Source organism: Clostridium carboxidivorans P7 (assembly GCF_001038625.1).
In the GTDB taxonomy this organism is placed as follows: domain Bacteria; phylum Bacillota; class Clostridia; order Clostridiales; family Clostridiaceae; genus Clostridium_AM; species Clostridium_AM carboxidivorans.
This window is the reverse complement of sequence record NZ_CP011803.1, coordinates 171053-191101: the sequence shown is the minus strand read 5'-3', so window position 1 is coordinate 191101 and position 20049 is coordinate 171053. Positions and strand designations below refer to the sequence as shown.

At 30.1% G+C, this 20049-nt stretch carries 18 protein-coding genes; all 18 read right to left on the bottom strand.

The features are described 5' to 3' along the window. Positions 1-136: 136 nt before the first annotated feature. The 18 genes from rny to rnpM all read right to left on the bottom strand — a co-directional run bounded on the left by rny (position 137) and on the right by rnpM (position 20038). The gene (rny, locus tag Ccar_RS00970; protein ID WP_007060057.1) at positions 137-1678 is read right to left on the bottom strand and encodes a ribonuclease Y; all 1542 of its coding nucleotides are present in this window, start codon (positions 1676-1678) and stop codon (positions 137-139) included. Positions 1679-1941: 263 nt separating this feature from the next. Continuing rightward, positions 1942-3018 (bottom strand): recombinase RecA, encoded by a 1077-nt coding sequence (gene recA / locus Ccar_RS00965; RefSeq protein WP_007064495.1) that lies wholly within the window; start codon positions 3016-3018, stop codon positions 1942-1944. A 336-nt stretch (positions 3019-3354) separates the two neighbouring features. Next, on the bottom strand, positions 3355-3942 hold the full coding sequence (gene pgsA, locus Ccar_RS00960; protein ID WP_007060059.1) for a CDP-diacylglycerol--glycerol-3-phosphate 3-phosphatidyltransferase: 588 nt from the start codon (positions 3940-3942) through the stop codon (positions 3355-3357). Next, complete coding sequence (rimO, locus tag Ccar_RS00955; RefSeq protein ID WP_007060060.1) at positions 3926-5266, bottom strand: 30S ribosomal protein S12 methylthiotransferase RimO; 1341 nt, start codon at positions 5264-5266, stop codon at positions 3926-3928. Before rimO ends, pgsA begins: the two co-directional genes overlap by 17 nt. Before the next feature lie 96 nt (positions 5267-5362). Continuing rightward, entirely contained in the window at positions 5363-7627 is a 2265-nt protein-coding gene (locus tag Ccar_RS00950) for a DNA translocase FtsK (RefSeq protein WP_007060061.1), read from the bottom strand. A gap of 111 nt (positions 7628-7738) precedes the next feature. Continuing rightward, a complete protein-coding gene (locus tag Ccar_RS00945) occupies positions 7739-8428 on the bottom strand; it encodes a ClpP family protease (protein WP_007060062.1) in 690 nt (229 codons plus the stop codon). Between the two features lie 64 nt (positions 8429-8492). Then, complete coding sequence (gene dapG / locus Ccar_RS00940) at positions 8493-9698, bottom strand: aspartate kinase (RefSeq protein ID WP_007060063.1); 1206 nt, start codon at positions 9696-9698, stop codon at positions 8493-8495. A gap of 54 nt (positions 9699-9752) precedes the next feature. Continuing rightward, positions 9753-10025 carry a YlmC/YmxH family sporulation protein gene (locus Ccar_RS00935; protein WP_007060064.1) on the bottom strand — a complete coding sequence of 91 codons (273 nt, stop codon included), beginning with the start codon at positions 10023-10025 and terminating at the stop codon, positions 9753-9755. A gap of 68 nt (positions 10026-10093) precedes the next feature. Continuing rightward, the gene (locus tag Ccar_RS00930) at positions 10094-11392 is read right to left on the bottom strand and encodes a M16 family metallopeptidase (protein ID WP_007060065.1); all 1299 of its coding nucleotides are present in this window, start codon (positions 11390-11392) and stop codon (positions 10094-10096) included. Positions 11393-11468: 76 nt separating this feature from the next. Further along, the gene (locus Ccar_RS00925) at positions 11469-13598 is read right to left on the bottom strand and encodes a polyribonucleotide nucleotidyltransferase (RefSeq protein ID WP_007060066.1); all 2130 of its coding nucleotides are present in this window, start codon (positions 13596-13598) and stop codon (positions 11469-11471) included. Positions 13599-13752: 154 nt separating this feature from the next. After that, positions 13753-14016 carry a 30S ribosomal protein S15 gene (gene rpsO / locus Ccar_RS00920; protein WP_007060067.1) on the bottom strand — a complete coding sequence of 88 codons (264 nt, stop codon included), beginning with the start codon at positions 14014-14016 and terminating at the stop codon, positions 13753-13755. A gap of 115 nt (positions 14017-14131) precedes the next feature. After that, entirely contained in the window at positions 14132-15070 is a 939-nt protein-coding gene (locus Ccar_RS00915) for a bifunctional riboflavin kinase/FAD synthetase (protein ID WP_007064496.1), read from the bottom strand. Between the two features lie 6 nt (positions 15071-15076). Further along, positions 15077-15952, bottom strand: a complete 876-nt coding sequence (gene truB, locus Ccar_RS00910; protein ID WP_007060069.1) for a tRNA pseudouridine(55) synthase TruB — start codon at positions 15950-15952, stop codon at positions 15077-15079. A gap of 21 nt (positions 15953-15973) precedes the next feature. Further along, a complete protein-coding gene (locus tag Ccar_RS00905) occupies positions 15974-16933 on the bottom strand; it encodes a DHH family phosphoesterase (protein ID WP_048029811.1) in 960 nt (319 codons plus the stop codon). Further along, positions 16920-17285 (bottom strand): 30S ribosome-binding factor RbfA, encoded by a 366-nt coding sequence (rbfA, locus tag Ccar_RS00900; protein WP_007060071.1) that lies wholly within the window; start codon positions 17283-17285, stop codon positions 16920-16922. The genes Ccar_RS00905 and rbfA overlap by 14 nt, the downstream gene beginning before the upstream one ends. A gap of 74 nt (positions 17286-17359) precedes the next feature. Then, positions 17360-19447, bottom strand: a complete 2088-nt coding sequence (gene infB, locus Ccar_RS00895; RefSeq protein WP_007060072.1) for a translation initiation factor IF-2 — start codon at positions 19445-19447, stop codon at positions 17360-17362. A gap of 17 nt (positions 19448-19464) precedes the next feature. After that, positions 19465-19779, bottom strand: a complete 315-nt coding sequence (locus Ccar_RS00890) for a 50S ribosomal protein L7ae-like protein (RefSeq protein WP_007060073.1) — start codon at positions 19777-19779, stop codon at positions 19465-19467. Further along, complete coding sequence (gene rnpM / locus Ccar_RS00885; RefSeq protein ID WP_007060074.1) at positions 19769-20038, bottom strand: RNase P modulator RnpM; 270 nt, start codon at positions 20036-20038, stop codon at positions 19769-19771. The genes Ccar_RS00890 and rnpM overlap by 11 nt, the downstream gene beginning before the upstream one ends. Positions 20039-20049 lie beyond the last annotated feature (11 nt).

Below are 20049 nucleotides of genomic sequence, written 5' to 3'. Positions count from 1 at the left end.
AACCTCCTATATGTTATATTAACTTAATTAGTTATTGTTACTACTTTATAATATTCTACAAAAAATTAAAAATTCCTTTTAAATTTTGTAAAGCTTTAAACTTTACAGAATTCAAAAGGAATAATTATCATCTTAACTATTTTGCATATTCGATGGCACGTGTTTCTCTTATAACATTAACTTTTATTTGACCAGGATATTCTAATTCATTTTCTATAGTTTTAACTATGTTCCTTGCCATTTCAATAGCACCTGCATCATCAATTTCTTCTGGTTTTATCATAATTCTGATTTCTCTACCTGCTTGAATGGCATATGACTTTTCTACGCCTTCACATGTGTTTGCTATTTCTTCTAATTTTTCTAATCTCTTAATATAAGCTTCTAAAGTTTCTCTTCTTGCACCAGGTCTTGCAGCTGATATTGCATCTGCTGCTTGAACAAGTACCGCTTCTAAGGATATAGATTCTACATCACCATGATGAGCTGCAATAGCATTAACTATTACACCAGATTCACGATACTTTTTGGCAACTTCTGACCCAATGATAGCATGAGGACCTTCTACTTCATGATCCACAGCCTTACCTATGTCATGTAGTAATCCTGCTCTCTTGGCTACAGTTGGATCTATTCCAAGTTCTGAAGCCATAAGACCTGCTAAATAAGCAACCTCTATAGAATGTTTTAGTACATTTTGGCCATAACTGGTCCTATATTTCAATCTTCCTAATAACTTTATTAATTCTAAATGAAGACCGTGTACTCCTGTTTCAAAAGTTGCTTGTTCGCCTTCCTCTTTGATATCATTTTCAACTTCTTTTTTAGCTTTTTCAACCATTTCTTCGATTCTTGCTGGATGAATTCTTCCATCAATAATCAATTTTTCTAATGCTATTCTTGCTACTTCTCTTCTTATTGGATCAAATCCTGAAAGAATTACTGCTTCAGGTGTATCATCAATAATTAAATCTACACCAGTAAGAGTTTCAAGGGTTCGTATGTTTCTACCTTCTCTACCTATTATTCTTCCTTTCATTTCATCGTTAGGAAGAGTAACTACATGAACTGTAGTTTCAGCCACATGATCTGCTGCACACCTTTGGATAGCACAAGTTATTACTTCTCTTGCCCTCTTGTCTGCTTCCTCTTTTGCTTTTGTTTCCACTTCTTTAATCATCATTGCAGATTCATGTTTTATTTCCTTACTAACTTCTTCTAATAAAATTTCTTTAGCGTCTTCAGTTGTTAAACCTGAAAGCTTTTCTAATTCCTGTCTTTCTTTTTCATATAATTTCTCTACATTTGCTTGAATTTCACTAATCTCTTGTTGCTTCTTACTTATACTTTCTTCTCTTTTTTCCAACATATCACTTTTTTTATCAAGTAATTCTTCTCTTTGGATTAACCTTCTTTCAAGCCTTTGACTTTCATTTCTTCTATCTCTTGATTCTTTTTCTAAATCTGATCTTAATTTATGAACTTCTTCCTTAGCTTCAAGTATAGCCTCTTTCTTTTTAGACTCAGCATCTCTTTCTGTTTCTTCTTTTAATCTATTAGACTCTTCTTGAGCCTGTGATTTTATAGCATGCGCTTTATTTTTCACAACATAAAACTCTACTAATAAACCAATGGCTATTATTACGCCAGCAATAATTTCATATATAATAGGACTCACATGAACACCTCCTTTGCTTTTTGTGCATCTATCCTTTAGTTAAATATGCAAGCATAGAAAAGGTGACATATTTATTCAATTGGTAATTAATTTAATACATGATAAACCAGAATTTGTCTTAATTTTATATTATATTTTGCCCATTGTCAAGTTTTATGTGCATTATTTCAGTTATTACCTTCCTTACTAATTACTTCAATAAATTACACCAATAATTGTTTAATAAAATCGCAAGCTTTTTACAACTTGCGATAACCTAAACACTATTTATTTTCAGAATTAGCTTCTTGTTTTGATTTATTTTCATTCTTAGTTTCAGCTTTATTAGCACTAGGTTTCATAATAGGCAGCTCATATTTTTCCCTTATTTTATTTTCTATTTCATATAGTATACTTGAATTTTCCTTTAAAAATTGTTTTGCATTTTCTCTTCCTTGACCAAGTCTATTTTCTTTATATGCAAACCATGCTCCACTTTTCTGTACAAGTTCTTCTCTTACTCCTACGTCTAATACATTTCCTTCTCTTGATATTCCTTGATTATACATTATATCAAATTCTGCTTGTTTAAATGGTGGTGCAACTTTATTTTTAGTAACTTTTACTCTTGTTCTATTACCTACAATTGAATCTCCCTGTTTTATGGAATCTATTCTTCTAATATCCATTCTTACTGAAGCATAAAATTTTAATGCTCTTCCACCTGGTGTAGTTTCAGGATTTCCAAACATAACACCAACCTTTTCCCTTAATTGGTTTATAAATATAATCACACATTTTGACTTATTTATAGCTCCTGTAAGTTTTCTCAAAGCTTGAGACATAAGTCTTGCCTGTAATCCCACATGTGAATCTCCCATTTCTCCTTCTATTTCAGCCTTAGGAACTAAAGCCGCAACAGAATCTACAACAATTACATCGACAGCTCCAGATCTTACTAAAGCTTCAGCTATTTCTAATGCTTGTTCTCCTGTATCTGGTTGGGATACTATTAAGTTTTCTATATCTACACCTAATGCTCTTGCATAAACTGGATCTAATGCATGCTCTGCATCTATAAATGCAGCAGCTCCTGCAGCTTTTTGCGCTTCGGCTACTATGTGCAGTGCAACAGTAGTTTTACCTGAAGATTCAGGGCCATATATCTCTACTACTCTGCCTCTTGGAACACCACCTATTCCTAAAGCTATATCAAGATCTAAACATCCTGTTGATATAGCTTCTATATCTAAAGTACTATGTTCCCCTAATTTCATTATAGATCCTTTTCCAAATTGTTTCTCTATCTGTCCAAGTGCAGCTTCTAAAGCCTTTAACTTTTCGCCATTAACGTTTCCCAAAAGGGTCACTTCCTTTCTTAAATTACAATATATAATAATATAAAACTCGCTTATCACAAATTCGAACATTTGTTCTAAACTAATTATATAATATATTACATTTACGGTCAACTACATAAATGTAATTAAAAATAACATTTTTAACTTTACAATATAATTATTGACAGTATTACATATATCTAGTCCACAAACAAAAAAATAAGATACAATTTTCAAAATGAATAATAATTAATAAACAGTTAAGAAAGTTCTTTACTGTAAAAGTAACTTCCTTAACTATTAAATATCCACTAAAATATTGTATCACATTTTACTTATCATGCTAAATTTTATTTTCTATTTGTCTGTTCTCATTACTTCCTTATTTTTAACAAAATAATCCACACCTGAAATTATAGTAATAATTACCGCTAATCCCATTGCTATATCTGTAGTTATATTTAAAAACTTATGTGGATAATTAATAAACCTTCTAATAATTCCTAAAGATACATGATTATAATTCAAGTTTAGCAATGCTAATACAATGGCTATTATTTGGGTTACTGTTTTAGCCTTCCCCCATTTACTAGCTGCTATAACTATCCCTTCTGCTGCAGCTACTGTTCTCAAGCCTGTTACTGCAAATTCTCTAGCAATAATTATTGTAGCTACCCAGTTTGGTATTATACGATATTCCACTAATGATATTAATGCTGCTGTAACTAATAACTTATCTGCCAAAGGATCCATAAATTTGCCAAACCTAGTTACTTGATTTCTACTTCTTGCTATGTATCCATCCAGCTTATCCGTAATTGAAGCTATTATAAATATAGCGATGGCAATAAGTTTACCATAAGGTACACCTTTTATAGTTATAAATATTAGAAAGAAGGGAATTAATAAAATTCTTAATATCGTAAGTTTATTTGCAAGATTCATCACATACAACTCCTATTAAATCATATTCTAAGCTATGAGTAATCTTTACGTTAACTATGGAACCAATTTCCAAATTGTTATCACAGTTAAAGTAGACTAACCCATCTATCTCTGGTGTCATCTCATAATTTCTCCCATACCATTCTTCTTCTTCTTTACCTTCTACTATAACTTCATACACTCTTCCGATTTTATTGCTATTGATCTGTTTTGATATTTCCTGTTGAATACTCATCAGTTCTTCTTCTCGACTTTCCTTTACCTTTTCATCAATCTGATTTTTCATTAAAGCTGCTGGAGTTCCATCTTCTCTGGAATACTTAAATACTCCTAACTTATCCAGTTTTTCATCCTTAATAAAATCTTTTAATTCCTGAAAGTCTTCTTCAGTTTCTCCTGGAAAGCCTACTATAATAGATGTTCTAAGTACAATATTTTTTACTTTTTCTCGAAGTTTATTTATATTATTTAATATCTCTTCTTTAGTTCCTCTTCTTCCCATAGCTTTTAAAATATTATTACTTATATGTTGAAGTGGAATATCTAAATATTTACATACTTTAGTATTAGTTGCTATTTCATCTATAAGTTCTTCTGTAATTTCTTCTGGATAACAATAAAGTATCCTTATCCAATGAATATTCTCTATTTTAGAAAGCTTACGTATAAGTTCACTAAGAGCTTTTTTACCATATATGTCTGTTCCATATCTAGTAGTATCTTGGGCTACAAGTATTATTTCTTTAACCCCTTGCTGTGCTAAACTTTGTGCTTCTTTTATAATATTTTCCATTGATCTACTTCTATATTTTCCTCTTATTTTAGGAATTATACAATAAGTGCAAAAATTATTACAGCCTTCTGCTATTCTTATATAAGCTGTATGAGATGGAGTTGTTAAAATTCTTTCTCCTTCATTTATTCCTGCATCTTTATATTCACAGCTATAGACCTTTTCTTCACTATTTTTAATACACTTATCTATGCTTTCATTTAATTTATCATAATCATTAACTCCCAGCATTACATCTATTTCCGGCATAAGCTCCATAAGTTCTTTACCATATCTTTGAGTAAGACATCCTGTTACTACAAGCAATTTACAATTATATTTATTTTTATATTTAGCCATTTCCAATATGGTATCTATAGATTCTTGTTTTGAAGTTTCTATAAATCCACAGGTGTTTACAATTATTATGTCTGCTTTTTTTGCATCATTTACTATTTCATTGTTAGCTTTAATATTGCTGAGAATAATTTCAGAATCTATTCTATTTTTATCACAGCCCAAACTTATTAGTCCAACTTTTAAATTATCCACTATTTTTCCTCCTGAATATATACTGTTAAAATTAAAAAACACACACTTTATTTTAAATCTACTTTTTATATTTTACAAGTAAGTTTTTAGATTTAATTACAAATCTTCTCGATTTATAAGCACCTGCCTTGGTTTACTTCCATCTCTCCCTGAAATAATTCCTCTTTCCTCCATTTGATCTATTATTCTAGCAGCTCTATTATATCCTATTCTAAGTCTTCTTTGTAAAAGCGATGTAGAAGCTTGACCTGCATCAACAACTATTCTGGTAGCTTCACCTAGTAATTCATCACATTCTGAATTGCTTTCACTTGTACTACTATCTATTTGATTTATTATTTCATCTTTATATTCTGGTTCTCCCTGCTGTTCTTTAATAAAGTTAACCACATTTTCTACTTCATTTTCTGAAATGAATGCTCCTTGTATTCTTATAGGTTTAGGCTCCCCTACAGGATAAAATAACATGTCTCCTTTACCTAAAAGTTTTTCTGCACCAGTGGTATCAAGTATAGTTCGAGAATCTATCTGGCTTGATACAGCAAAAGATATTCTGGATGGTATATTAGCTTTTATAACTCCTGTAATAACGTCAACAGAAGGTCTTTGTGTTGCAATAACTAAATGCATACCTGCAGCTCTTGCCATTTGTGCTAGTCTTCCTATGTAATCTTCAACATCGTTTGGGCATACCATCATTAAATCTGCTAATTCATCAATAATTATTACCACAAAAGGTAGTTTACTTTCAATTTTACCTTTTTCAAATAATTCATTATAACCTTCAATATTTCTCACTGAATTTTCCGCAAAAAGCTTATATCTTCTAGTCATTTCTTGAACAGCCCAATTTAAAGCACCTGCAGCTTTTTTAGGATCTGTAACCACAGGTATCAAAAGATGAGGTATTCCATTATAAACACTGAGTTCAACTACTTTAGGATCTATCATTAAGAGTTTTACATTTTCTGGTGAGTATTTATAAAGTAAACTTATTATAAGGGTATTTATACATACACTTTTACCGGAACCAGTTGCACCTGCTATAAGCATATGAGGCATTTTGCTAAGATCAGATACAACACAATTTCCTCCTATATCTTTTCCTAAGCAGTAAACTAAATTTTTATTATAATTTACAAATTCAGGTGATTCTATAACTTCTCTCAAATAAACAGGTGTTAAATCTCTATTAGGTACTTCTATTCCTATAGCAGATTTACCAGGTATAGGAGCTTCTATTCTAACTCCTGAAGCTGCAAGTCCTAATGCTATGTCATCAGATAAATTAACTATTTTACTTACCTTCACTCCTGGACTTGGCTGTAATTCAAATCTAGTAACTGAAGGACCTTTACTAACCTGATTGACATTAGCCTCAACACCAAAACTAGCTAAAGTCTCAACTAACTTATTAGCATTACTGATTAATTCCCTTTTATCCTCTTTATTTAATTTAGATTGAACATTGAGCTTAAGCAAGTCTATCGGTGGAATTTTATATTTGACACTTTGTACATTATGACCTATTTTTATCTGTCTATCAAGTTCCATATTAATTGAATCATCTACTGCTTTATCTGCAGCACATTGAATTTGCATTTCTGGAACCTTGTCCCTTAATTTTTCATCTTTTTTAACTTCAATATCCTTTACTTCTTCATCAGTTTTCTTATCTCCTGCTTTCATAAAATCTAATATCTTTATCCTATTATTTATATTTTTTATAAAACTTTGCTTTTCATCATTATTTTCTAAATGATCACCTTTTATGTCTTCTTTTTCTTGAATAATTTCATCATCCACACCATCATCTTTTAATGCATATTTAATATTATGTAATATATCATATATGGTAATTTTACTCATTAATATGAAGCATATTATATATATAGCAATAAAAATCACATAGCAACCTACAGTACCAAATAAATTTAATAAAGGTATATCGATTAAAAAGCTTATAATTCCTCCATGTACTATTTTGTCTGTCTCATATATCTTTTTTATACCTAGGCTTATATCATTATTTATATAATAATTAGGCATTAATATCATCTGTATAAATAATAAAGTATCTATTATAGAAATTAGTATTCCATAAAATTTCTTACTAAAACTTATCCTATTTTTTTTTACTATGCAACAAAATCCTATAAAAATTATTAAAATAGGAAAAATAAAGGCTCCAAGTCCTGCAATGGCTATTAATATCTTTCTTACAAACTTGCCTAAGATGCCTGAGGCTTCAGAAGAAAAAACACTAATTACCATGAGTACTCCTATAGTAACTAATAAAATGCCTTTTATATCACTATTTAATTCATATTTTTCCTTTTTCCTAGCCATTTTTCTAGCCATGTAACTTATCACCTCCAGTTAATAATTCTACATTTAATAAGGATTTCCTTTCAAAACTTTCTATAAATATAAATTACCATAGGAAGCACCTATGGTGATTTTTACTAAAAACTATTTTTCCTCCATAAGAACATTTAATTTCTTTATGGCATCACTTATGCCCCCTACCTGATCTATAAGTCCAGCTTCTACTGCCTGTTCTCCTATTAATATAGTGCCCATATCATTTAAAAGCTCATCCGTCTGAACCATAAGTTTTTGCACCTGTTCTCTCTTTATTTTGGATGTTCTAACTATGAATTCTGTTATTCTTTCCTGCATTTTGTTAAAATATTCAAAGGTTTGAGGAACACCTATAACTAAACCATTCATTCTTATAGGATGAATAATCATAGTGGCTGAAGGTGATATAAAAGAATAATCTGCAGCAGTAGCAAGTGGTACTCCTATGGAGTGTCCTCCTCCAATAACTAAAGAAACTGTAGGCTTACTTAAACTTCTTATCATCTCAGCTATGGCAAGTCCTGCTTCCACATCACCACCTACAGTATTTAAAACTATCAGCAATCCTTCTATATTTTGGTCATTTTCTATATTTATCAATTGAGGTATAACGTGCTCATATTTAGTACTTTTACTTTGAGGAGGTAAAATCATGTGCCCTTCAATTTGACCTATTATAGGGAGCACTTGAATTTTATCCTTATTTTTTTCATTATTCATAACGCCTAGTTCTTTTATGCTTTCCAAATTTTCACTTTCATTTTCATTTCTATTTTCATTATCCTTTTCTTCTGGCATAATAATCCCCTCCTTAACACAAGTTTATTTTGTGCATTAAAGAGGATACATATTCATTTTAATATTATTCTTTTCCCAACTTAAATTCACTATGAAGTGAATTTATAGCATTATCTGCATCCTTATCTTCTACAAGACACCATATAGTTGTATGTGAATCTGCAGTTTGAAGCACTTCTACATTATTCATTAACAGTGCTTTTAATATTTTTGCCATAACACCTGGAATACCTCTCATTCTACTTCCAATTACAGCAATTTTTGTACAGTGCTCAACAAAAGAATATTTTAATCCCAAATTTTCCATGACTATTTTAAAATTTTCCATATCTTTTTCGTCAATAGTGAATATTTTTTCTTTTGGAAATACATTAATTAAATCTATACTTATCATATCATTAGCCAATTCATCTAACAATATATGATAATTTTCATTATTTCTATTTTGTGCAAATTCTACCGTAACTTGAACTCTATCTCCCATAGAAGTTATTCCAGTTATTACGTTATGTGAATTGGGTATTACATCATTACTTATTATAGTACCCTTGCACTCGTTAAGAGTATTCTTAATAACAAGAGGTATATTTCCTTTCATTGCAACTTCTACGGCACGAGGATGTATTACCTTTGCTCCTTGATCTGCAAATTGAAAAACTTCATTATATCCTATTTTTTCAATTAATAAAGCATCTGAAACTATTCTAGGATCTGCAGTCATTATACCATCTACATCTGTATATATTTGAACTTCCTCAGCTTTTAATGCTACTCCTAAAAGAGAAGCCGTAACATCACTTCCACCTCTTCCCAAAGTAGTAATAAAACCTTTTTCACTTCTTCCTTGGAAACCTGCCACTACTGGAATTTTGCCTTCTTTTATTATATTCATTATATTATCTGTGTCTACTCTTAAAACAGAAGCATCATTATAATTATCACTAGTTACAATTCCTGCTTGTCCCCCTGTTAGCGGTACTGCTTGTAAATTTTTCTTATTTAATTCCTCACTCATTACTACAGTACTTACAATTTCTCCACAGCTCATCAATAAATCTGTAGCTAATTTATTACTATTTTTAAATTCTTCACCTATTAATGAAAGAAGAGTATCCGTTGCATAAGGCTGACCTTTTCTTCCCATAGCAGATACTATTACTACTGGTGAAAATCCTTCTTCTTTAGCTTTTAATATTTTATCAACTACCATTAATCTTCTTTCGTGAGTAGAAACAGAGGTCCCTCCAAATTTTTGTACTAATATATTCATTTTTTCCTCCATAAAAATTTATATTAATATTATATTAAGGAGACCTCTTTTATGTTAATGAGATCTCTTTATCATTTTTTCATCCGCATCTATTATTATGGTTTTAGAACCAATCTTTTTTACACATTCCCATGGTGCTTCTATAAATTCTGTCTTTCCGAACAATCCAAGTTTAGATTTGCTACTATTCAATATTAATAGTTTTAAATTTCCTTCTTCGTCAATAACTACATCATTACTTCCTAATGAATTAAACTTATCTCCATCATTTACATTTATTATTTCATATCTCTCCATTTCACTATACAGTTTTACGTTATCACTCATTTTAAATACCTCCTAATATAATTATAGTTAATCTTATTTTTAATACTATGAATTATATTAGGTAGTTATTACACTTGCTCACTTTTGGAGTTTTTAAACGGTACAGTATCCTTTTGGATTATATCAGTTACAAGAGATAAATCTACCTTTTCTCCTACAAAAGCTGAATTTATTATACCTTTTCCGAAGCTTTTTTTCATAATAAAATTTAAACTTTCTTCATCTATTTTATTAATCTTTTCTATAATTTGTTCCGGTGTATTAATTCTATTTAAAAATAAAACTGATTTTCCATTGTTAAACATCCTACTACTAGTGCTTTCCAATCCTAAAATATAGCTTCCCTTAAGTTGTTCTTTAGCTTTAGCTAATTTTTCTTTACTCACACCAGTTTTGGTGAACTTCTCCACTTCTTCCTTTATAGTAAATACTACATCTGCTGCATACTTAGGATTTAAACTAGTATATATGTTTAATACACCTGTATTATTAAAAGCTGAAACATATGAATAAATTGAATAGCAAAAGCCTTTTTCTTCTCTTATTTTTTGAAATAATATAGAAGAAGCTCCTCCACCAAATATGTTGCTTAAAAGTAATAATGTATAAATATTGTCATTTCCTGTTTCAATTCCTGGTATACCTAAGCTTAGATGAAGTTGTTCTATACTTTTCTTTTTAAAAAGATGATTTTGCTGTAGTTCTGGTTTTGAATAAATAGTAATTTTTTTATTATTACTATTCCAATGTCCAAAATATTTTTCTACAAGCTTTTCTATATTAGACATATCAAATTTTCCTGCAATAGATATTATTGAATTTTCAGGTATATAATATGAAGAAATATATTTTTCTATTTGATCCTTTGTAAAAGATTTTACTGTATCTATGTCCCCTAGTATAGGAAGCGATATAGGATCTTCTCCCCATATAGCTTCACTGTGAAGATCTGATAATACATCTTCTGGTGAATCCTCATTCATGTTTATTTCTTCTATTACAACACCTTTTTCCTTTTCTATGTCTTCAGTGGAAAATTTACTATTAAAGAGCATATCTGATATTACATCTAGACTTAATTCTAAATGTGAATCTAAAGCTTTAATATAAAAGCAAGTAGCTTCTTTCCCTGTAAAAGCATTTATTTGACCACCAACATCTTCTATACATTCAGCTATTTCAAGTGCAGTTCTTTTTTTTGTACCTTTAAAAAACATATGTTCTATAAAGTGAGAAATTCCACTGTTAGTTTTGTCTTCATTTCTTGAACCATTTTCCACCCATAAACCTACACTTACAGAATTAACATAATCTATATTTTCTACAACAACTCTTAATCCATTATTCAACTTAAATAAATTATACATTATCTCCTCCTAAGGAATCACATAATTTTTTGTACCATATATAAAAATAAAAAGGCACCATAATGCCCTTCTATTTTTATTCTTCTTCCTTTGATTCTTCTTCCTTTGATTCTTTTTCCTCTGAATCCTTTATAGCATCTTTTCTTGATAGATTAATTCTACCCTGATTATCAATATCTGTTACCTTAACAAGTATTTCATCTCCAACAGATACTATATCTTCAACCTTATTTACTCTAGCAAAATCCAGCTTAGATATATGAACTAATCCTTCTTTACCAGGAAGTATTTCTACAAAGGCACCAAAATTTGTTGTCTTAGTAACTTTTCCTAAATAAATTTCTCCTGATTTTACTTCTCTAGTTAAATCATCTATAATTTTTAAAGCTCTTTTTGCACACGTGCTATCATCACACATTACAAATATCTTTCCATCTTCTTTTATATCAATTTTAACACCAGTTTCAGCAATAATCTTATTTATTACCTTTCCACCAGGTCCTATTACATCTCTTATTTTATCAGGATCAATACTCATTGTATAAGTTTTAGGAGCATATTTTGATAACTCTTCTCTTGGTCCACTAATACAATCATTTATTTTCTCCAATATAAATAATCTAGCTTTTCTAGCTTTATCTAGAGTTTCCTTTATACAATCATTTGATAATCCATGAATTTTTGTATCAAATTGTATAGCAGTAATTCCAACTTCTGTACCAGCTACTTTAAAGTCCATATCTCCAAAGAAATCCTCTATACCTTGTATATCAGTTAAAACTTTCTCCTTAGATAAATCTTCACTAGTTATAAGTCCCATAGCTATACCTGCTGCTGGTCTTTTTATTGGTACACCAGCATCTAAAAGTGCTAAAGTACTACCACATACACTAGCTTGAGAAGTTGAACCATTTGAGCTTAAAACTTCTGATACAAGTCTTATTGTGTATGGGAAATTATCTTCATTTGGTATAAGTGGCTCTAAAGCTTTTTCTGCTAAAGCTCCATGACCTATTTCTCTTCTTCCTGGTCCTCTTAAAGGTCTAACTTCTCCTACACTATAAGATGGAAAATTATAGTGATGCATATATCTTTTGAATTCTTCTGAACCAATTCCATCAAGAATTTGTACATCTCCTAAAGCACCTAAAGTAGCCACAGTCATTACTTGAGTTAATCCTCTTGTAAATAAACCTGTACCATGAGTTCTTGGAAGTAATCCAACTTCACAGCTTATAGGTCTTATTTCCTCAAAACCTCTTCCATCAGGTCTTCTGTTTTCATTTAAAAGCATATTTCTTACTATTTCTTTTTGAAGTTTATATACTACTTCAGCTATATCTGCACCATTATCTGGATACTTTTCTCCAAATTCATCATTAATTTTTTCTTTCACAGAATCTATGGCAGCATTTCTTTCATCCTTATCCATTATGTACATAGCTTCTTTTATCATTTCAAAAGAAAAATCTCTAACTTCTTTTTCTAAACCTTCATCTACCTTATATAATTTAGGTTCTACTTTTTGTTTTCCTAACTTTTCCATGGCTTCTTCTTGGAAGGCTACTATTTTTTTACATTCTTCAAATCCAAACATGATGGCATCATACATTACATCTTCTGGTATTTCAGATCCCCCAGCTTCAACCATCATAACTCTTTCTTTAGTAGCACATACAGTTAAGTTTAATGTGCTTTTTCCTCTTTGTTCTAATGTTGGATTTATTACAAATTCATCATCTACTAATCCTACAGATACAGCACCTAAAGGTGTGTTAAAAGGAATACTTGAAAGGCTTAAAGCTATTGATGCACCGTTTATAGCTAATATGTCCGGAGCATTATCCTGCTCTACAGATACTACAGTACATACTACCTGTACGTCATTTCTATAGCCCTTTGGGAACAATGGTCTTAAAGGTCTATCTATAGCTCTAGCATGGAGAATTGCTTTTTCAGAAGGTTTTCCTTCTCTTTTAATAAACCCTCCTGGTATTTTACCTACAGCATATAATCTTTCTTCATATTCTATACTTAAAGGAAAGAAATCAACCCCTTCCCTTGGTTTTTCTGAAGCATTTGCATTAATAAGTACTACTGTTTCACCATAACTTACAAGCAAAGCACAGTTTGAAAGCATTCCAACTTTGCCAAAATCAATTTTAAGGGTTCTTCCTGCAACAGTAGTTTCTAGTGTTTGATTCATAAATAAATTAACCTCCTCTCAATGGTTATAATATTATTATCATTATTTATCAAATATATTATACAATTATTAAACTAATTCAACTATGAATTTACAATAATTCTTAAAATTATTGTTTAAAATAATAGAGCGGTTTTAAGCCGCTCTAATAAAACTATTTTCTTAAATTTAACTTTTCGATAATAGCACGATATCTTGCAATATCTTGATTCATTAAGTAGTTTAAAAGACCTCTTCTTTTACCAACCATCATTAAAAGACCTCTTCTTGAATGATGATCTTTCTTATGAGTCTTTAAGTGATCATTTAAATGATTAATTCTTTCAGTAAGTAATGCTATTTGCACTTCTGGAGAACCTGTATCTCCTTCATGTCTTGCATACTTTTTCATTAATTCTTCTTTTATTGCCTTTTCCATTAAACCTACACCTCCAAATGTTAATCCCCTTTATTCCAAGAAAAGCGTCGGCAAGTCGAGTTTCTTAGCATAAGGATCACAAACGTATTATAACAAATCTAAATACACTTGTAAATTAATTTTTAAAATTAATTTCTATTTTTTGCTTTTTTGCATATATTTTGTCCTTCTTTAGCTGTTCAGCTAAAAATTGCACAGAATCAAATTTTTTTTCATCTCTTATTCTATCCATAAAATATATTTTTATATGTTTATTATATATATTTTCGCTAAAATCCAATATATGGGTTTCCACACTCAATTTATTGTCTTCTACAGTTGGATTATATCCCACATTTGTTATTCCTCTAAAAAACTTATCTTCATACTTTACTACGGTGTAATAAACGCCACCCCTTGGAAGCACAAATCTTTTATCATAATTCAAATTTACAGTTGGAAATCCTAGTGTTCTGCCTAATTGCTTTCCTTTAACCACATTACCTTGCAGCATAAAAGGTCTAGTAAGCATTTTGCTTACCTTTTTCATATCACCCTCATCGGAGATAACATTTCTTATAACTGAACTACTAACTACTTGAGCTTTATATTTTACTGGATCCACCACACAAAGATCAAAGCTGTATTTTTTACTTAATTTTTTTAACAGTTCCACATCACCAAGATTTTTATATCCAAACCTGTTATTAAATCCTACTACTATGCCTTTAGCTCTATAATGACTTACTAAATTTAATATAAAGTCTTCTGGTGATAACATCATAAGTTCTTTATCAAAATTGGCCATATTTATTGCATCTAGCCCAAAAGATTCTAAAACTTCTATTTTGTTAGAATTATCCATAATAATCTTAGGTGCTATTTCTTTATTTATGACACTAAGTGGATGATTTTTAAAAGTAAATATCATACTTTTAGCTTGATTTTTTCTTGCAAGCTTTATTGTTTTATTTACTAGACTTACATGTCCTATATGTATACCATCAAAACTTCCTAGGGCAATATATGTATTATACTGTAAATATTTTTTAAAGTTATCCTCCATTATAATCATATTAAATTACCTCTGAATTAATAGTTTTATCATTTTAAATCCTAAATTTTGTTTCATACCAATGCCAATAAATTTTTCTTTTCCCAAATAAACTCTATACAATATATCCATTTCTATGTTTTCAATCAACATAGGATTCTTTAATGTAACTCCATTAAGCACCAGTTTTTCATATTTTTCATCTATGTAAACTGCAGGATATTTTTCTAAAGCTCTCTCCATTGGAATTAAATATTCATTAATATTTTCTATATTTAATTTATCCAAATCCACTGAACTTTCTATATTAAAACTTCCTGTTCTAGTTCTTTGCAGATTCCACATAGTGCCTCCGCACTTAAGCTTTTCTCCAATATCATAGCATAAGCTTCTTATGTATGTACCCTTAGAACATTTTACTTCAAATATCACTTTAGGCAGTTGAATATCTATTATATTTATACTGTATATAGTTATACTTCTAGGTTTTCTTTCTATTTCTATTCCCTGTCTGGCCAAAGAATACAATCTTTGTCCATTAACTTTTAAAGCAGAATACATAGGAGGAATTTGATCTATATTTCCCTCAAATTCTTTAATAACCTTTTTAACCTCTTCAACCTCTAAATCCACAGGAGAATTTTTAATTACTTTTCCTTCCCTGTCATAAGTATCTGTGGTAATTCCTAACATTAATTCTACTTTATATATTTTATAATCACTCATTATATAATCTACAAGCTTAGTAGCATTTCCTATACATATAGGAAGTACCCCTGAAGCTTCTGGATCTAAAGTACCTGTGTGACCCACTTTTTTAGTTTTGGCAATAGATTTTACTTTTCTTACTACATCAAAAGAACTCATTCCTAAAGGTTTATTAATATTTAATATTCCATTCATATATATCAACTCTTTTTCTGTTTATAATAAATTTTCTATTTCATTAAGTATCAGTTCTCTTGCTTCTTCTAAAGTTTTATCATTCATAGCTAAACCAGAAGCTTTTATATGTCCACCGCCGCCAAATTTTTCTGCAATTTTTCTCACATCCACTTTTGACTTAGATCTAAGACTTGCTTTTATACATGCTTCAGTTTCTTTTATAAGTAATGCTACTTCTACAGTATCTATCTGCATAGCAAACGCTATAATATCAGATGTATCAGTATCCTTTGCATTTCCATTCTGTAACAACATATCTTTTGTAATAGTTATTACACATATTTTATCTCCAACTAACTCCATTTTTTCAATAGCTTTTCCAAAAAATTTTATTCTCTCAAACTTTTTATTTTCATATATAATTCTATGAATTTCGCTAAAGTCAATACCCGTATTTACTAAATCTCCTGCTATAGTATGTGTAACTGAAGTAGTTGATGAATATTTAAAAGCTCCTGTATCTGTAATCAATGAAGTATATAAACACATTGCCATATCTTTAGTAATATTTATACCTATAATTTTAAGCATTTGATAAACAATTTCACTTACTGCTGCAGCATTAGTATCTACATAATTTAAGTCTGCATATAATTCATTTGACATATGATGATCTATATTAATTAATGTATATTTCCTATTTTCAAAATCCAAATTTGCATTTATTCTTTTTACATCGCCACAATCTAAAACTATTACACACTGGGTTTCATTAATAACTTCATGCTTTAATCCATCTATTTCTTCTGAACAAGGTAAAAAAGAAAAAGATTCTGGCACTTTTTCTTTAGAAAGTATATAAACTTCCTTATTAAGCTTATTAAGCCCCTGCATCAAAGCAAGAGCAGACCCCAATGAGTCTCCATCAGGAGATTCATGGAAAGTAATAGCTATTCTATTACTTTCCTTTATTTTTTTTAAAATATTATTCATTATCATGATGCTCTTTCTCCTTTATTTTGTGTAAAAGTGCATCTATATGCATACCTTGTTCTATAGTATTATCTAATTCTATAAGTATTTCCGGTGTATATCTTAAATTTATTTTATGCCCAATTTCTCTTCTAATAAATCCAGCTGAACCCTTTAAAGCCTCAAATGTGCTGTTTTTAGATTCTTCATCTCCAAAAATACTTACATATACTTTAGCATACCTTAAATCCTTTGTCACATCTACTTTAGTAACACTTATCATAGCACTTAATCTTGGATCTTTTATATCATTTTGAATTATAGTGCTTATTTCTCTTTTCATTTCTTCATTTATTCTACCACTTCTATATTTAGCCATATAATATCACCTCATTCTTACATAGTATATATGACATAACTACTTTTAATTCTCAATTTCCTAATATTTTTAAATTAAAGTGAATCCTTTTTAACTTCTTCCATTGTATAAGCTTCTATTTCGTCTCCCTCTTTTATGTCATTAAACTTTTCAACAGAAAGACCACATTCATAACCTGATGCCACTTCTTTAACATCATCTTTAAATCTCTTTAAAGATGCAAGCTCTGATTCAAATATTACTATACCGTCTCTTATAACCCTAACACTGCTATTTCTAACAATTTTTCCATCTGTTACATAGCATCCTGCAATAGTTCCCACATTAGATATTTTATATACCTGTCTTACTTCAACTTTTCCAAGTACTACTTCCTTGTAATCTGGTTCAAGCATTCCAATCATAGCTGCTCTTATATCATCTATGGCATTATATATAACTCTATAAGTTTTTATATCTACAGCTTCTTTTTCTGCTGTTGCTGTTGCATTATTATCAGGTCTTACATTAAATCCTATAATTACAGCATTAGATGCAGATGCAAGAGTAACATCAGTTTCAGTTATTGCACCAACTGCTCCATGTATAACTCTAACTTTTATTTCTTCATTAGATAACTTTTGAAGAGATTGTTTTAAAGCTTCTATAGATCCTTGAACATCAGCTTTAACTATTATGTTTAATTCTTTAACTTTTCCTTCTTGTATCTGATTATATAAATCTTCAAGAGAAACCTTATGTGTTGATTGTAAGTACTCAGCTCTTAATTTTTCTTTTCTCTTATCAGCCATTTCTCTTGCAGTTTTTTCATCTTTTACCTGGTGGAATCTATCTCCTGCTGCTGGGACTTCAGATAATCCAAGTATTTCTACTGGTATAGAAGGTCCTGCTGATTTGATTTTTTTACCCTTGTCATCAAACATGGCTCTTATTCTTCCATAAGTAGATCCTACTATTATAGAATCTCCAACATGTATAGTACCATTTTGGACTAACAATGTAGCTACAGCTCCTCTTCCTTTGTCAAGCTTAGATTCTACTACTGTTCCCTTACCATTTCTACCAGCATTAGCTTTCAATTCTTGCATTTCAGCTGTTAAAAGCACCATTTCTAGTAATGTATCTATTCCTTCTTTTGTATGCGCAGACACAGGTACACATATTACATCTCCGCCCCAGTCTTCTGCTACTAACCCATGTTCAGTTAATTCTTGCTTAACTCTATCTGGATTAGCTCCTGGTCTATCCATTTTGTTTATAGCAACTACCATAGGAACATTAGCAGCTTTACAATGGTTTATAGCTTCAACTGTTTGAGGCATTATTCCATCATCTGCAGCTACTACAAGTATAACTATATCTGTGATTTGAGCACCTCTTGCTCTCATAGAAGTAAAAGCTTCATGTCCAGGTGTATCAAGGAATGTTATTTTTTCTCCATTTATAGTTACAGTGTATGCACCAATATGCTGAGTAATTCCGCCTGCTTCTGTAGATGTAACCTTTGCTTTTCTTATAGCATCTAGTAAAGATGTCTTACCATGATCAACATGACCCATAACTGTTATAATTGGAGGTCTTTTTTGTAAATCATCATCATCTTCTTCATCATCTTCTTGCTCTACAGATTCCTTATCTATATCCTTTTCCTTTTTAGCTACTAAAACATCAAATTTTTCTGCTAATTTTTCTGCAGTATCAAAATCTATTTCTTGATTTATAGCTGCCATTACTCCCATAAATATAAGCTGTTTGATAACTTCTGTAGTAGGTTTGCCAATTTTCTCTGATATTTCCTTTACTGTTATAGTTTCATCTATTTCTATAACTTTCTCAATTTCATTACCTTCATTATCTTCATCAGAACCTTGTTGACCTTTGTTATCCTTGTTCTTATTTTTAACTTTAGTTACCTTTATGCTTTTTTTAAGATTTTCCTCAGCAAGATCCTCATACTTCTCTTCTACAATATCACTTGGATCCGACGCTTTTTCTTTCTCCTTTTCTGCAAAAAGTTCTTTTATTAATTCTGCATCTTCATCTTCAATAACACCCATATGATTCTTAACTTCTATACCAAACTCACTGGAAAGAATACCAATTAATTCTTTACTTGATATTCCTAATTCCTTTGCTAATTCATAAACTCTTATTTTTGACAAAGTATTCACCCCCGAAACTAAATTTTTTCACATTCTTTCCATAAGACAAGTAACCTTTCACTCATTCGTTTATCAGATACACCTAAAATTTTTATTTGTTCCATACCTAAAGCTTTTCCTAAATCTTCTTTATTATATCCCTGTAAAACAGGAATTTTATATTTCTCACTATAATTTAGAAATTTATTCACTGTATTTTGCGATGCATCTTCTGATATTATAATTAGATATGCTTTTCTTCTCTTTAAAGCATCTTCACATTTATTATATCCTTCTAATACTTTTCCTGCACGTTTTGTTAAGCCTAGAAATTGAAAAAACTTATTTTCCATTTTCTATCTCTTCCTTTAATCTATTGTAGATTTCTTCACTTATCTTAGTTTCAAGATTTTTTTCAAGCTTCTTACTTTTAAAAGCCTTCTCTAAACATTCGCTGCTTTTACAAATATAAGCTCCTCTTCCATTCTTTTTGCCTGTTAAATCCACAGACACTTCATCTTCTTTACTTTTTACCACTCTTATAAGCTCTTTTTTAGGTTTCATCTCCATACATCCTGTGCACATTCTCTGTGGTATTTTCTTCATCTTCATATTATAACCAC